The sequence below is a fragment of the Methylomonas sp. LL1 genome, assembly GCF_015711015.1.
In the GTDB taxonomy this organism is placed as follows: domain Bacteria; phylum Pseudomonadota; class Gammaproteobacteria; order Methylococcales; family Methylomonadaceae; genus Methylomonas.
Map to the genome: position 1 here is coordinate 1,510,864 of NZ_CP064653.1, position 15,816 is coordinate 1,526,679.

The 15,816-nt window shown below is 56.4% G+C and carries 14 protein-coding genes; 4 read left to right on the forward strand and 10 right to left on the reverse strand.

Annotated elements, in window-relative coordinates; all coding sequences use genetic code 11:
* Positions 1-95: 95 nt before the first annotated feature.
* The 6 genes from IVG45_RS07320 to IVG45_RS07345 form a co-directional block, all read right to left on the reverse strand.
* Positions 96-1,025, reverse strand: a complete 930-nt coding sequence (locus tag IVG45_RS07320; RefSeq protein ID WP_230874793.1) for a 2OG-Fe(II) oxygenase — start codon at positions 1,023-1,025, stop codon at positions 96-98.
* A 287-nt stretch (positions 1,026-1,312) separates the two neighbouring features.
* A complete protein-coding gene (locus tag IVG45_RS07325; protein WP_196437195.1) occupies positions 1,313-1,507 on the reverse strand; it encodes a hypothetical protein in 195 nt (64 codons plus the stop codon).
* A gap of 11 nt (positions 1,508-1,518) precedes the next feature.
* Positions 1,519-2,097, reverse strand: coding sequence for a PilZ domain-containing protein (locus tag IVG45_RS07330; RefSeq protein ID WP_196437196.1), 579 nt, complete (start codon positions 2,095-2,097; stop codon positions 1,519-1,521).
* A 15-nt stretch (positions 2,098-2,112) separates the two neighbouring features.
* A complete protein-coding gene (locus IVG45_RS07335) occupies positions 2,113-2,994 on the reverse strand; it encodes a MotB family protein (RefSeq protein WP_196437197.1) in 882 nt (293 codons plus the stop codon).
* A 2-nt stretch (positions 2,995-2,996) separates the two neighbouring features.
* The gene (locus tag IVG45_RS07340; RefSeq protein ID WP_196437198.1) at positions 2,997-3,749 is read right to left on the reverse strand and encodes a MotA/TolQ/ExbB proton channel family protein; all 753 of its coding nucleotides are present in this window, start codon (positions 3,747-3,749) and stop codon (positions 2,997-2,999) included.
* 131 nt (positions 3,750-3,880) lie between these two features.
* Positions 3,881-4,513 carry a TetR/AcrR family transcriptional regulator gene (locus IVG45_RS07345; RefSeq protein WP_196437199.1) on the reverse strand — a complete coding sequence of 211 codons (633 nt, stop codon included), beginning with the start codon at positions 4,511-4,513 and terminating at the stop codon, positions 3,881-3,883.
* A gap of 180 nt (positions 4,514-4,693) precedes the next feature.
* Here IVG45_RS07345 and IVG45_RS07350 point away from each other — a divergent pair, with 180 nt between their 5' ends.
* The 4 genes from IVG45_RS07350 to IVG45_RS07365 all read left to right on the forward strand — a co-directional run bounded on the left by IVG45_RS07350 (position 4,694) and on the right by IVG45_RS07365 (position 11,197).
* Entirely contained in the window at positions 4,694-5,845 is a 1,152-nt protein-coding gene (locus tag IVG45_RS07350; RefSeq protein WP_442923367.1) for an efflux RND transporter periplasmic adaptor subunit, read from the forward strand.
* 2 nt (positions 5,846-5,847) lie between these two features.
* Positions 5,848-9,048, forward strand: coding sequence for an efflux RND transporter permease subunit (locus tag IVG45_RS07355; protein ID WP_196437201.1), 3,201 nt, complete (start codon positions 5,848-5,850; stop codon positions 9,046-9,048).
* A complete protein-coding gene (locus IVG45_RS07360; RefSeq protein WP_196437202.1) occupies positions 9,045-10,517 on the forward strand; it encodes an efflux transporter outer membrane subunit in 1,473 nt (490 codons plus the stop codon). The genes IVG45_RS07355 and IVG45_RS07360 overlap by 4 nt, the downstream gene beginning before the upstream one ends.
* Before the next feature lie 89 nt (positions 10,518-10,606).
* A complete protein-coding gene (locus IVG45_RS07365; protein ID WP_196437203.1) occupies positions 10,607-11,197 on the forward strand; it encodes a TIGR00730 family Rossman fold protein in 591 nt (196 codons plus the stop codon).
* Between the two features lie 15 nt (positions 11,198-11,212).
* Here IVG45_RS07365 and IVG45_RS07370 read toward each other — a convergent pair whose 3' ends face one another.
* The 4 genes from IVG45_RS07370 to mutL are packed head-to-tail and all read right to left on the reverse strand — an operon-like array spanning position 11,213 to position 15,784.
* Entirely contained in the window at positions 11,213-12,346 is a 1,134-nt protein-coding gene (locus IVG45_RS07370) for a carboxynorspermidine decarboxylase (RefSeq protein ID WP_196437204.1), read from the reverse strand.
* Complete coding sequence (locus IVG45_RS07375) at positions 12,346-12,942, reverse strand: 5-formyltetrahydrofolate cyclo-ligase (protein ID WP_196437205.1); 597 nt, start codon at positions 12,940-12,942, stop codon at positions 12,346-12,348. Before IVG45_RS07375 ends, IVG45_RS07370 begins: the two co-directional genes overlap by 1 nt.
* Positions 12,935-13,870, reverse strand: coding sequence for a tRNA (adenosine(37)-N6)-dimethylallyltransferase MiaA (gene miaA / locus IVG45_RS07380; RefSeq protein ID WP_196437206.1), 936 nt, complete (start codon positions 13,868-13,870; stop codon positions 12,935-12,937). The genes IVG45_RS07375 and miaA overlap by 8 nt, the downstream gene beginning before the upstream one ends.
* Entirely contained in the window at positions 13,871-15,784 is a 1,914-nt protein-coding gene (gene mutL, locus IVG45_RS07385; protein WP_196437207.1) for a DNA mismatch repair endonuclease MutL, read from the reverse strand. It abuts the gene before it with no gap.
* Positions 15,785-15,816 lie beyond the last annotated feature (32 nt).

Genomic DNA, 15,816 nt, shown 5'->3' on the forward strand with positions numbered 1-15,816 from the left:
CAAAAGCCGTCATTTACTACTGGCGTAATAATATCGGAATGGGTGGCGGTTTTGCGACCGGAATCGATGATCAATAACGCATTGCCCGGTTCTCTCTATTCCGGCAGACAAAGCTGCCATGTGGGCCTCAGGCGTGTAAACACTTCTATTCCTTCAAGTTCGCGTCGCAAGATATTCCATCGTGCCAAATCAAACGAATCCCGATACAAACACGCTAGCCAATCCGCCAATAGCACGGCGGCATAGGTCTCGGCATCGTGATTTTCGCAGATAGCAAGACCGGCGCTGTGCAGGTAGCCGGTCACGATGGTTGGCTCATCGTAGCCCCAGCGGTGGAGTGCCAGCGCAGCCGTGCCGGCACGGAATGTCGTTTCCTCGGGCAGACTCAATTCCGCAGCCGAGGCCACTGGGTTGAGTGCTGTCGGCAGTTCGGAGAAATGAATGTCGGCAAACAAGGCTTGAACGTGCGCGGCAAGTTCTGGTGTATTCGCCGCATGCCAGAAATTGAAGACGACTGTTTGTCGCGGCTGGGTAACCTCGGTGACGCCATGGTGTGAATCGACGTGAAGCAGAAAGCCAAAGGCGTTGTTGTACTCAGGATTGACACGGAAAACCGCTTCACTCTCCGGTGAAGAGAATAATTCCAGAACACCGCCATGCTCAGCTTGCCATTGCTTATTCAGTTGCACGACCAGCCGAACAAGCTCATAGCCCACTAGCGGCCGGTCGCTGTGTATTCCAATGACTTGTCCAGGCAGCATGCGTTGAGCCGTGACCACGACACGATTCGTGAGAGGCAATCCTGTAATCTCACGCATGCTACCGAGCACTTCCGTCAGAAACGTCGCTGGAATATTCTCGGTAACGTTCCGAAGAGAACACCGATAAAACGCCCCATCCCGATGCTGCCAGTCAGCGTCTTGCAAGAATAAAGACTCCAGCGCAGCACACTGCTCCTCGGAAAATGCAGAATTGACATAAAAAAAGGGGAACGGGCTATCGTGGTGGATGGGCGGCGAGAGCAAAGGCTAAACTCCTACTTGGAGATATGAGAACGTTGTATAGGTGGAATCAATGGGGCAGACTGGAATGGCGTGGAAAACGGCATCGAAATGTGCGATTACGTAAGCTAATCGTACCTATCGGACTTGGGGCCGAAGGACATGCTGAGCCGGTAGCGAAGCGCATCTGTCGCGAGGCGCACACCAATCAATGCGCTTCGTGCCCCACCACATCCAACTTGTTTGTAGGTTTTACTGTATAGACTTGCCATTTGAAAAATTTGAAATTCGACACTTCCCAGCACGGAACGCTATTTTTTGTCCTTATCACGCCCCAAAAAACCGAATATCAAAATAGACGCTACCACGATACCGCTATACACCATGTTTTGCCGGGTGGCGCCCAACAGGTAGGCCACGCCCGCGCCCAATCCCATGCCCAAGGCGCTGAAAGCCAGGCTACGCATCATTTTACATACCGAACAATCTTTGCTGTAATGTTGCATCTTGCTCCCGATTAAGACTTGGCTTTTTCTTCCCGCAATTGCCGCCACTGCTGGCGCACCACATGCTTGATCAATAGCTCCTGATCTTCCTCCCGAATATGGGTGTACTCGACGCCAATCGAATACCGCTCGGATTCGACGGCTTCACACTTGATCACTTGACCATAGACCTGAATCAAGGCCAAGGTTGTGGGCAGATACATTTCGATCGCCAGATATTGGCCTATTTCCAACGGACCGGCCTGTTGAAACGCCAAACCGGCCGCGCTTAAATTGACTTCGCGGCAAGCTTGCTTGTCGACATCGCTACCAACCAACATGACAGCCTGCGATACCGCGTTGATTTTTGCGTCCAAAATTTTATAAAGCTCCAAAAGTTCGGGGCTTTGTTTTTCCAGCCTCAGCATGATACGGGCCGCTTCCTGCGATAACACATCCAAGGTGGCGGCCAAGGAATATTCGCCGGACAGATGCCCCATCGATTTGAGCCCCTGGTTGGCGCTGGCTTGGTCGATCAACCGGTAAGAAAGGCTGATGGTGTCGTCAATTCTGAAGAAACGCCGTCTATCGGGTGTTGGGTTAAGCGTCATAAAAAAGTCCCTAGCTTAAGGTGTTTTGTCCGGAACCGTGTCAGTTTGGATAGTTTGCGTCAGGTCGGCCTGATCCTTCAGCAGCGCCTCATCCTGGGCGATCACAATTTCCACCCGCCGATTGGCGGCCCGATTTTGCGGCGAGTCGTTCGGCATCAGCGGATGGGTGTCGGCATGGCCTTCGATCAGAAACCGGTTCTGATCGATTTGATTTTTTTCCAGCATATACTGAGCGACCGTTACGGCTCGAGACGAGGATAATTCCCAGTTGGAGCGGTACATGATGGTTTTGATCGGAATGTCGTCGGTATGGCCGGCAACGATGACCTTGCCTTCCGATTCAGCCACCGATTGGGTGATTTTGTCCATCACCGATTCGAATCCGGGTTTCAATACCGCGCTGGCCGAGGCAAAGGAACCGGTTTCGTTGATACGGATGATGATTCTGAAACCGCTGGTGCCGACCGTGACCAATCCTTGATCGATTTCCAGTTTCAAACGTTTCTTGATGCTCTCCGCTTCCGCCTTGATTTCCCGCAGTTTATCCTCGATCACCTGTTGTTTGGCCCGCTCCATCGTATCCTGCGATTCCGACAGTTGTTCACTTTCCTGCTGGGTGGATTGCTTGATTTCATCCAGCGGCGTGGGCGTTGCCTGTCCGGGACTGAATTCTTGTTGAATCACGCTGGTACCCATTGGAATTTCATCCGCGACAATCAAGCGCTGCACGCCAAAGGCATCCTTCATGGACGCGGCTACCGCCTTGAATTTCTGCACATCCATGCTGGCCATCGACAGCAGCATGATGAAAAAACACATGAGCAGCGACATCATGTCGGCGAAAGTCGCCAACCAGGCCGGCGCGCCGGGGGGCGGACATTTGGGACAATCAGCCATGCTTATTCCTCCAGGCGTTTTTTCTCGGGAATATAGGTATTCAACAGATTCCGCAACACTTTAGGATTGGTGCCTTCCTGCAAATTAGCAATAAAATCCATAACCAACTCCTTGTTGGCCTTTTCGTAATTCAATACGCTGGCCAGTTTATCGATGATGGGTAAGGCGAATACATTGGCGATCAATGCTCCATACAAGGTGGTCAATAATGCCACCGCCATCGCCGGTCCCACCGAAGAGGGGTCGGACATATTCGCCAACATCTGCACCAAACCCACCAAGGTACCTATCATGCCCATGGCCGGCGCCAAGTCGGCAACCCCTTTCCACATACTCTGCCCGACTTCGTTTCGACTGACCATCTGATCGATATCCTGCCGCAACAGATTTTTGACGAACTCGGGGTTATAGCCGTCGACACACAGTTGAATGCCTTTTTGCATGAAGGGGTCGGAAACCTCGGCCGACTCCAGCGCCAGTAAACCGTTCTTACGCGCCATGTCGGCCAGGGTTACCGCTTCTTCGATCAGCACGGAAGGATTGGTTCTTTTGTTGAAAAACGCTCGGCCGACCACGGCGAACGAGCGTAAAAAATCGGCCATAGGCAAACGCATCAACGATGTGCCAAAGGTACCGCCAAACACCAACAAAAGCGACGGTACATCGATAAACAGCATGATGCTGCCACCCATTAATATCGCCGAGGCGACAATAGCAACACCAAGTACAAAACCGAGTATGGTTGCAATATCCACTTGATTATCCTCGCATTGGAATACTGTTGTTCAAAACCGCATCAGAATAGCTGAATTAGTGTTTTAGCGCAGCCTTTTGCTTACCCCGTAACCGATCAAGACCTGGATAGAAATTGGCGCGCGCCACCCGTCTAACCGCATGCCAACTCGCCCGCTATACAGCCCCGCAGAAACAGTCGAGTCACCTGAACCACCCAAACATTGATGTCGGCCTCGCCCGGGGTCGGTTCCAAGCCCAGTTGCAGTCTTTGCAGGCGCTCGCCCCGCAATGCGCCGATGAATTGATCGGCCAAAAAGGCCGGATCGATGTCCACCAGGCGGCCGGCTTGCCGATGGCGGGCAAAAAACTGGGCCAGATGGTCGAGCGTGCGCCTGGGGCCTTGTTCATAAAATTGGGTCGCCAGATCGGGAAAGCGCGGCGATTCGCCGATCAATATGGCGCGCATCCGTACCACATCCGGCCGGGTAATCCGATATAAAAATTGCCGGCCAAACTGAATCAGCGCATCTTCCAAGTTAGTATCATCGTCGACCAATCCGCTGATAAATTGGTCGCTGCAACGTCTGATCAGCGCGCCGAACAAACCGGCCTTGCCGCCGAATTGGCTGTAAATAGTGCGTAACGATACCCGCGCATCGCGGGCAATGGTTTCCATACTGAGGTTTCCGTATCCGTGCTCGAGAAAAAGCCGTAACGCGGCATCGAGTAATCGATCCCGGCTTTGTTGCTCATCACCCTTACACGGGCGTCCGCATTTGACCATGCTGTAGTGCTCATGAAATAAATTGACTCAGTGGAAGATGATACCTTAGACTAAACGGTAATATGTATTACCATTTATCATTATCACCGGAGCAGCACGCTCATGACAGCCATAATCCGCCTACCGATTAGCGATTTTTCGACCACTCCGGATAGGATTTACACCGCTAAAACCGGCATCATGCCGCGCCTCGGTTTTTCGCTGCTGGTTATTTTATTTCTGGCCACGCTGGCCGGTTGCGGCGATAAAGCCGCCGATCCGGGGCCTCCCCCCGCCCCCAATGTCAAGATTGCCCAAGCCTTGATTCAGGAAGTCACGGAATGGGACGAATACACTGGCCGAGTCGAAGCCGTCAATTCAGTCGACATCCGCGCCAGGGTCAGCGGTTATCTGGAAAAGGTCAATTTCACGGCCGGCTCGAAAGTCAATAAGGGCGACCTGTTGTTTCTGATCGATCCCAAACCCTTCAAGGCACAACTTGACTACGCCGTAGCCGAACTGGAACGCGCCCAATCCAAACAGCAACTGGCCAAGAACGACCAAGCCCGCGCCGAAAACCTGTTTCAAGCCAAGGCCATTTCCGCCGAGGAATACGATGCCCGCAACAAAGGTTTACGCGAAGCCGCGGCGGCGGTGAATTCGGCCGAAGCCAATGTCTATAGCGCAAAATTGAATCTGGAATACACCGAAATCCGGGCGCCGATTAGCGGCCGTATCGGCCGCGAACTGATCACCGCTGGCAATCTGGTCAATACCGCCGGCGATACCACGCTGCTGACCACTCTCGTTTCCACCGATCCGGTCTACGTCTATGTCGATGCCGACGAGCAATCGGTGCTGAAATACCGGCGCCAAGCCCAACAAAAACACCAGGGGTCCGCCGATCTGAAAGGCACGCCGGCCCAACTAGCCCTGGCCGATGAAGCCGATTTTCCCCATCAAGGCCAGCTGGATTACGTCGCTCCGCGTGAAGATGCCGCGACCGGCACCGTCACCTTGCGCGGGGTATTCGCCAATCCCGACGAACTGTTGAGTCCCGGTTTGTTCGCTCGGATGCGGGTACGCGGCAGCGCGCCCTATTCCGCGGCCCTGTTGCCCGATCGAGCCATCGGTACCGATCAAGCCCAGCGCTTCGTCTGGGTGGTGGATCAAAACCATCAGGTCAGCTATCGCCAAGTGACGCCGGGCAGCCGCATCGGCCAGATGCGGGTAATCCGCGAAGGCTTACAAGCCGGCGACTGGGTGGTGATCGAAGGCGTGCAAAAACTGAAACCGGGCATCAAAGTCAATCCGGAGCGCATTTCGCTGGCCGAGCCTCGTGGAGTGCAATAAGCATGGATAAATTCACCCATTTTTTCATCGATAGGCCTATCTTCGCCTCGGTACTGTCCATCGTCATCGTGCTGATCGGCGGTTTGGCCCTGATCGGCTTGCCGATTGCCCAATACCCGGAAATCGCCCCGCCGACGGTGGTGGTCAGCACCGCCTATCCGGGCGCCAACGCCAAGGTGGTCGCGGAAACGGTAGCCACGCCGATCGAGCAGGAAGTCAACGGAGTCGAGGACATGCTGTACATGTCCTCGCAATCCACCAACAGCGGCAACCTGTCGCTGACCATCACCTTCAAACCGGGCACCAACCTGGACAAGGCACAGGTGTTGGTGCAAAACCGGGTAGCCCTGGCCGAACCGAAATTGCCGGAGGAAGTGCGGCGCCAGGGTATCACCGTCAAAAAACGTAGCCCCGACTTGAGCCTGGTGGTCAATCTGGTATCGCCGGATAAACGTTACGACAGCGTTTATCTGAGTAACTACGCCTTGCTGCAAATCAAGGACACCTTGGCCCGCCTGCCTGGCGTCGGCGATATTTTGGTATTCGGCGCCCGCGATTACAGCATGCGGCTATGGTTGAATCCCGAGAAAATCGCCGCCCGCAACCTGACCGCCACTGAAGTAATAGCCGCGGTGCGCGAGCAAAACGTGCAGGTGGCGGCCGGCGTGGTTGGCCAACAGCCTTCGCCGAATCATGCCGAGTTTCAATACACCGTCAGCACGCTGGGCCGGCTGCAAGAGCCTGAACAATTCGGCGACATCGTCATCAAGCAAGGCCGGGACGGCCAGGTCACCCATCTGAAGGATGTGGCCCGCATCGAACTGGGGGCCAAGGATTACAACTCAGGCTTGTACCTGGACGGCGAGCAAACCGTGGGACTGGCGATATTCCAGCTGCCCGGTTCCAATGCGTTGGATACCAAGAAAGCCGTGGTCGATGCGATGGAAAAGCTGAAACCCCGCTTTCCGGAAGGCTTGGACTATCTGCTGGTCTACGACACCGTGGTGTTTGTGCAGCAGTCGATCGACGCGGTGGTCAAGACTCTGTTCGAAGCCATCCTGCTGGTGGTGATCGTGGTGATCATCTTCCTGCAGAACTGGCGCGCCACCATCATCCCCTTGCTGGCTGTGCCGGTGTCGCTGATCGGCACCTTCGCGGTGATGGCGGCGATGGGTTTATCGCTGAACACGCTGTCGCTGTTTGGTTTGGTGCTGGCGATCGGCATCGTGGTCGATGACGCCATCGTGGTGGTGGAAAACGTCGAACGCCATATCGCCGAAGGCATGAACGCCCGCCAGGCCACCCGTCGGGCGATGAGCGAAGTGGTCGGCCCCATCATCGCCACCGCGCTGGTGCTGGTGGCGGTGTTCGTGCCGACAGCCTTCATCACCGGCGTGTCGGGCGCGTTTTACAAACAGTTCGCCTTGACCATTGCCGTTTCCACCGTCATTTCCGCCTTCAACTCGCTGACCTTGAGTCCGGCCTTGTGCGCGCTGATGCTGGATAGGGCTCACCACGACAAGGACGCCTTCACCCGACTGTTCGACCGTTGCTTCGGCTGGTTTTTCGTCCGCTTTAACCGCTTTTTCGACTGGTTCAGCCAAGGCTATGGCCGGTTGGTCGGCCGTTTGATCCGGATGACGGCACTGGTGCTGGTGCTGTATGTCGGACTCAATAGCCTAAATTTCCTGGCCTTCGAGAAAGTCCCCACCGGTTTCATTCCGCAGCAGGATCAAGGCTATTTGGTGCTATACGCCCAACTGCCGGACGCGGCATCCTTGGGCCGCACTCAACAGATGGTTCAGCAAGCCACCCGCATTATTCTCGACACCGATGGCGTCGCTCATGTCAACGCCTATGCGGGTTGGTCGATTTTGACCGGCGCCAATCAGTCCAATGTCGCCACCATGTTCGCCCGGCTGGATAGTTTCGACGCCCGAGCCGGACGGCCCGATCTGCATGCCGACGCCGTCATCAAGAGTCTGAGTCAGCGGCTGGCCAAAATCGAAGATGCAAGAATTGCGGTATTTGCGCCACCGCCGATTAGGGGCATGAGCTCGGTCGGCGGTTTCAAGGTCCAGATCCAGGATAGGAGCAATGCCGGCATAGCCGAATTGCAGCGGGTAGCTGGCGACATGATAGCCAAGGGCAATCAGCAGCAAGGCCTGGCCGGTTTGTTTACCACCTTCCGGGCCAATGTGCCGCAGCTGTTCGTCGACGTCGACCGCACCCGCGCCAAGGCCATGGACATTCCGTTACGGGATGTGTTTGAAACCCTGCAGATTTATCTGGGCTCATTGTATGTCAACGATCTGAATGCCTTCGGCCGCACTTATCAAGTAGTGGCGCAGGCCGATGCCGAGTTTCGGATGAAGCCGGCCGACATTACCGAACTAAAGGCCAAAAATGATAGCGGCGGCATGGTGCCGCTGGGCGCCATCGCCGAAATCAAGGAAATCGAGGGACCCGACAAGATTACCCGCTACAACATGTATCCGGCGGCCGAAATCAACGGCGGCACCCTGCCCGGCGTCAGCTCCGGTCAAGCCATAGCCACCATGAGCAAATTGCTGAGCGGCGAATTACCGCCCGGTTTCGATTTCGAATGGACCGAACTGAGTTTGCAGCAGGTACTGGCCGGCAATGTCGCGCTACTGGTGTTTCCGTTGAGCGTCATCTTCGTGTTCCTGGCGCTGGCCGCCCAATACGAAAGCTGGTCGTTGCCGTTCGCGGTGATTCTGATCGTGCCGATGTGCATCTTGTCATCGATGACCGGGGTCTGGTTGAGCAATATGGATAACAATATCTTCACCCAGATCGGCTTCATCGTGCTGGTGGGGCTGGCCAGCAAGAACGCTATTCTAATCGTGGAGTTCGCCAAGCAACGCCAGGAAGCAGGCCTGACTGCCGCCGCGGCGGCCGTGGAGGCCTCGCGCATCCGCTTGCGGCCGATTTTGATGACGTCTTTCGCCTTCATCATGGGCGTGTTCCCGCTAGTGATCGCCGAAGGTGCCGGAGCCGAATCGCGCCATCTGCTGGGCACCGCGGTATTCAGCGGCATGATAGGCGTGACCGTGTTCGGTTTGTTGTTGACGCCGGTGTTCTATGTCGTCGCCCAGACCCTGGCCCAACGCCTGTCTTCCGGTGGCAAACCGCATCGCAATAGGCCAACCGATCAACCCGTTTCGGATACCTCTTCATGAGCCAGTACAGCAACCAATCCCGATTTAAGAGCTTGGCTGGCGACCTCCGCCGCGCCGGCTTGATCTCGCTATCCGCCAGCTTGTTAAGCGCCTGCGCGGTCGGCCCCGATTACCAGATGCCGGCAACCAATCCGCCGGACGCATTTGCCAATGCCTCGCCCGGCGGGTTTTCCGGCCATGCCGTGGAAATCAGCTGGTGGAAATCCTTCAACGATGCCCAATTGACGGCGCTGGTCGAGCAAGCGCTGGCCCACAATTACGACCTGCAAGCGGCACAAGCCAATCTGCGCGAAGCGCGGGCGCTGTATCTGGAATCGGGTTTGAATCTGGCACCGACGATCACCTCGCATGCCAACTACACCGAATCGAAACGCAGCGTCGGCTCGATGAATAACCGCGCCTTCGTGCCGCGCGAATTGAAGTTGTACAGCACCGGTTTCGACGCGTTCTGGGAAGTCGATTTCTTCGGCCGGGTGCGCCGCAGCGTCGAGGCCAGCAGCGATGAAGTCGATGCTCAGGAAGCCAGCTTGCGCGATGTCGGCGTCAGTCTGATCGCCGAAGTCGCCAGAAACTATTTCGAGTTGCGCGGCTTGCAACGCCAGTTGGCCGTTGCCGAGCAAAATGCCGCCAATCAGGCCCAAACCCTGGAGATGACCCGCGTTCGCGCGGAAAACGGACGCGGCACGCAACTGGACGTAGCACGCGCCCAGGCGCAACTCGATGGCACCCGCGCCACCGTTCCCAGCTTCTCGGCCGCGATCAATCGGGCAATTCATAGGCTCAGTGTCCTCGGCGGCCTGATGCCGGACGCGCTGACCCGGCAACTGTCGCAAGCCATGCCCTTGCCCAAGGCGCCAGACATCGTCGCTATCGGCAATCCCGCCGACTTGTTGCGCCGCCGCCCCGACATCCGCATGGCCGAACGCGCGCTGGCGGCCGCTACCTCCCGTATCGGCGTCGCCACCGCCGACCTGTTTCCACGGGTGACCTTTGTCGGCAATATATCGCTGGAGGCGATGACCTTATCCGGGCTGGGTGCGGCGGGATCGGAGGCTTATTCGGTCGGCCCCAGGATCAGTTGGGCGGCGCTGGATTTGGGGCGCATTTATGCCCGTATCAAGGCCGCCGACGCCCGCGCCGAGGCCAGTCTGGCCAACTACGAGCAGACGGTCCTGAATGCGCTGGAAGAAACCGAAAACGCGCTGATCAGTTATAGCCAGGAACGCAACCGGCGCGAGTTACTCGCCTCGGCGGCGCAAGCCAGCGAACAAGCCCATCAATTGGCTCATCTGCGTTATCGGGAGGGCGTGGACGATTTTTTGACGGTATTGGATAGCGAACAGCGGCTATTGCAAGACCAAAGGCAATTGACGCAAAGCGAGACCGCCACCGCCACCGCCCTGACGGCGGTTTATAAGGCCTTGGGCGGCGGATGGCAGAGCATGTCCAGCCAGGATAGCGCCGAATAGGTTTTATTGATTTCCGCCCGTTTGCCGTACAATTTCGCCATAAATCGCCTTGGCACCCGATCCCGAAAACACGGATTAATAAAACCATCATGACCTCCATCAACAGTATCTGCGTTTATTGCGGTTCCAGTCCCGGAAGGCAGGAAGCCTATGCGTCGGCCGCCTCCAGGCTGGCCGAATCATTGGTCAGCCGCGATATCCGATTGGTTTACGGCGGAGCCGGTATCGGCCTGATGGGCATGGTCGCGGACCGGGTCTTGGCCCTCGGCGGCCAGGCAGTCGGTGTTATCCCGAAAGCCCTGGCGCATAAGGAAGTCGCCCACCATCATCTGACCGAATTGCATGTCACCCATTCCATGCACGAACGCAAGATGCTGATGGCCGAGCTGGCGGATGGTTTCATCGCGCTGCCCGGCGGCATCGGCACGCTAGAGGAATTGTTCGAGATTTGGACCTGGGCTCAGCTTGGCTTTCACAGCAAGCCTTGCGGCCTGCTGAATGTGGCGGGTTATTACGATGGGTTGATCGGATTTTTAGATCACATGTTGAGCGAGCAATTCGTTAAACAGTCGCAGCATGCGATGCTGATGGTGGAAACCGATCCCGACGCGCTGCTGGACCGCTATGCCGATTACCGCCCTCCCGCAGTGAAACACTGGGTCGGCAAGGACGAAACCTAATCAAGCTGGCGGCTATTAACAGCCCGACCACTGCTTGCGGTAATCGCCGTAGTCATCGGTTTTAATTAAATCAAGCTCTCCTTCCCGGCACAGATAGATGGCCGGCAAGGCATAACCGTTGAAACGGTTGGCCTTGATCAAGCTGTAGGCGCCGACATCGGCAAACACCAATTTGTCGCCGACGACGGGGATGGTGTCGAAGCGGTATTCGCCGAACAAGTCGCCGGCCAGACAAGTCGAGCCGGCCAGAATCACGGCATGGGTGCCTTGAGCGTCTTCCTCCACTAATTTCGGCTTGGTCTGGTATTCGAAAACTTCCGGCTGATGATTGATCGAGGTATCCAATACCAGAACGGCCTTACCGTCACTGTCGAACCGATCCAGCACCGTGGTCAACAAATAGCCGGCATTACCGACCAAGGCCTTGCCCGGCTCCAGATAGATTTCCTCGGCAACCTGGGCCTTCAGATAGCGGATAGCCTCAATGATGGGGGCTTGCTCGGCAATGCTGTGATACAGATAACCGCCGCCCAGATTCAGCCATTTCAATTTGGCATGCTGTTTCAATAAAGGTTGCAGTTTGGCCAGGGTATGGCGTAAAGGCTCGAAATCGGTCCGACCGAACACGGTATGAAAATGCAAGCCCTCAATGTCGGCCGGCAAACCTTGTTCCAGCAAGGCCATGTCCACGCCCAATTTGGAATGATCCCGGCAGGGGTCATACCTTAAATCGTCGGCAAACGACAGTTTGGGATTGACCCGCAGCCCTTTCGAATAACCGGATACCAAACCGCTCAAGCCTTGATACTGGGATAGGGAATTGAAACTGACATGCGTGCAAAGCTTGCCCAACTCGGCAAACTGATCAGGCCGCAACCCCGGCGTGGTCAAATGCAAACTGCCCTGCCCGGCTAACATCCGAGCGGCCAATCGGGCTTCGAAGAGCGAACTGACTGAAATACCGTCGACATCGGGTTTCAGCGCGGACAATAGTGCCGCTAGCGGCAGGGCTTTCATCGAATACAACACCTTACAGCCGCTGGCTTCCCGCAATTGTTGCAAGGGCCGCAGGTTGGCTTGCACTCGATCCATGTCCAGCACGAATGCCGGACTGTGAGCAATCCGTTGCTTAAAACTATCTACTTTCATCACCGCGCCAGCTTGTTACCGAAATAAAACGTCCGTTCGGTAATGACCCTATCCATATATACATCGTGGCTTTGCATGGTGATGGCGGGCAATAATTGCGATTGGTAACAGACTCCGGCCAACAGCGTATCCGGCCGCACTTGCCGCAGCAAACGGTCGTAATACCCCGCCCCGTTGCCCAGCCGCCCGCCCTCGCTATCGAAGGCCACGCCCGGCACTATTACCACGTCCAATTGATTGGGACTGATTTGCTTTGCCGGCTCCCGCCAGCGCTCGGGTGGCGGCTCCAGGATATTCCACATGCCGGGTTGTAATTCGTCGAGCGCTTGTAAATGCCACAATCCCAGACATTTGTCGCCATGTTGATCGACCGTGCAATACGGCACCGCAATGCGTTTATCGCCGGCCAGTTGCGCTATTACAGCCGGCAAGGTGCGCACCTCGGAACGGCAATGCAGGTACCATAGTATGGTGTCGGCTTCGGCATACCACGGCTGCGAAATAACCCGCCGGCATATTTCGGCACTGACAATGTCTTTATCCGGCTGCCCATTGCGCGCGGCATAGGCGAGTTGGCGTTGCTGTTGTTTATCCATGTTGCCGGCAATAGTCCAAAGCGCTTGCCAGTAAATCCGCTGCTTCGCTAATCAGATGCAGGGCGTTTTCTTCCTTGCGCAACCAGGTAAATTGGCGCTTGGCCAGTTGCCGGGTGGCGGCGACAGCCTTGTCCCGCATCGTATCGAAATCGTATTCGCCGTTTAAATACGACCAGGCCTGCCGGTAACCGACGCAACGGATAGCCGGCAGGCTTTCGTCCAGATCGCCGCGCGCCCCCAGAACCCGGACTTCATCCAGGAAACCCAAGGCTAACATCGATTCAAAGCGCTCGGCGATTTTGGCGTGTAAGGTAGAGCGTTGTTCGGGAGCGACGATCAGTTTGCGGTAAGCAAACGGCTGCTCGGATTGCTGATCGGCAGCGAAAAAACTCGACAGTGGCCGGCCGCTGATTTCAAATACTTCCAAGGCCCGCTGGATGCGCTGCGGATCGTTGACATGAATCCGCGCCGCCGCTTGCGGATCGATTCGCGCCAAGCGGGCATGCAAGGCTTCCTTGCCCAGTTCCAATAATTCCCGGTCCAGCCGTTGCCTGATTTCGGCATCGGCCTCCGGCAAGTTGGCCAAACCCTGGGTCAAAGCGCTGAAATACAACATGGTACCGCCGACCAGTAACGGCAGCTTACCGCGACGAGTAATATCGGTCATCAGTTCCAAAGCTTGGCTGCGAAACTGGCCGGTGGAAAACGACTCGCTGGGATCGAGTATGTCGATCAAATGATGCGGAATGCCGCCGCGTTCGGCCAAAGTCGGCTTGGCGGTGCCGATGTCCATGCCTTTATAGACCAGGGCCGAATCGACGCTGATGATTTCCGCATTCAAGGCTTGCGCCAGCGCCACCGACAGCGCGGTTTTGCCGGACGCGGTCGGCCCCATCAACAAGATGGCGGTAGGTTTGCTGGTGGTCATTTATTGTCCGCGCATGAAAAATTTATCCAGATCCTGATGGCTGAGCGCCACCCAGGTCGGTCGGCCGTGATTGCATTGGCCGATGCGTTCGGTCTGTTCCATGTCGCGCAACAAGGCGTTCATTTCCTCGATGCTGAGTTTGCGTTTGGCCCGCACCGAACCGTGGCAGGCCATGGTCGCCAAAATGGCATTGATGGCTTGCTCGGCTTTTTGGCTGATTCCCAGCGTCAGCATGTCGGCCAGGATGTCGCGGATCAATCTATCGACATCGGTTTTGGCCAGCAAGGCCGGTGTTGAGCGCAAGATTACCGTTTCCGGGCCGGAACGGTTCAGTTCAAAGCCCAGGCCATGAAAAAATTCATGCTCCTGCTCGGCCAGATCGGCCTCGGCCGCCGTCAGCTGCAGTTTGATCGGCAACAGCAAAGGTTGGGAAACGATGGCGCGGTTTTGATAATGCTGTTTCAGCCGTTCGTAGGTGACCCGCTCATGCGCGGCATGGGCATCCACTAGGATGATGCCGTTGGCGGTTTCGGCCAGGATGTAGATATTGTGGATATGCGCCAAGGCAAAACCCAGCGGCGGCATGACTTGCTCGGCCGGCTTGGCATCGGCTTGCGGATAGAGTTTGCCGTAGGCCTTGATTTGCTCGGCGACCGCCCCCGCCATGATCGTTTCTTTTGCTGCCCAGGAACCCGTAGCCACTGAAGCCGAAAAAGATTTTTGCGGCTTTGAACCACGCTCGCCGACTTCGTTAGGGCCGAATTCATTCGGCCTGGAAGGTTGCGGAAGCGATGGCTCAACAGCATCGGCCAGACCCAACGGCAAGGCGGTTTGTTGATTCGGTGTCGGACGCAGCTGGGCTATAGGCAGTTGCTCGGCAAGCGGCAGGGTTTGGTGTTCAATCCGGTGCCCCGGCCTTTGCTCGGCCAAACTACGATGCAAGGCCTGAAACAGAAAATCGTGCACCATGCGCCCTTCCCGAAAACGCACCTCCAGTTTGGTCGGATGCGCATTCACATCCACCAGCGCCGGGTCCAGTTGCAGATACAGCACAAACACCGGATGGCGGCCGTGATACAACACATCCTGATAGGCCTGTTTGACCGCGTGCGCCACCAGTCTGTCCTTGATCAGACGGCCGTTGACGTAAAAAAACTGCATATCCTGCTGGCTGCGGGAAAAGGTCGGCAAACCCACCCAGCCATGTAAATGCAGGCCGGAGGCGGCGTAATCGATCTTGACCGCATTGTCGACAAAGGCCGAACCGCAGATGGCGGCGATGCGTTTTTCCTGCTCGGTTTGGGTCGCGGCGGGTTTTAGATTCAGCACCTCGCGTTGATTATGCTGCAGCATGAAACCGACATCGAAGCGGCTCAGCGCCAGCTTTTGAATCAGGCTTTCGATGTGGCCGAACTCAGTCTTTTCCGCCTTTAAAAATTTGCGCCTAGCCGGGGTGTTGTAAAACAAATCACGCACATCAACCGTGGTGCCGGGCGGATGCGGGTCGGGCTGGGGATCGAAGTTTTTTTCGCTGCCGTCTGCACTGACCTGCCAGGCGCATTCGGCAGCAGCGGTGCGGGAAATGAGGGTTAAACGCGCCACCGAACTGATGCTGGGCAAGGCCTCGCCGCGAAAGCCCATGCTGGACACATGTTCCAGATCGTCCAGCGAGGCAATTTTGCTGGTAGCGTGGCGGGAAAGCGCCAGTGCCAAGTCTTCTTTATCGATACCGCAACCGTTGTCGCGGATTTTGATTTGCTTGACGCCGCCTTGCTCGACATCGATATGGATTTGGCTGGCGCCGGCGTCAAAACAATTTTCCACCAACTCCTTCACCACGGAGGCCGGGCGCTCGACCACTTCGCCGGCGGCGATTTGATTGATCAGTTGGGTGGGTAAAGCGTGAATCCGCATCGGCTGCGCTCGTGCAAAAAGCGCGTATTTTA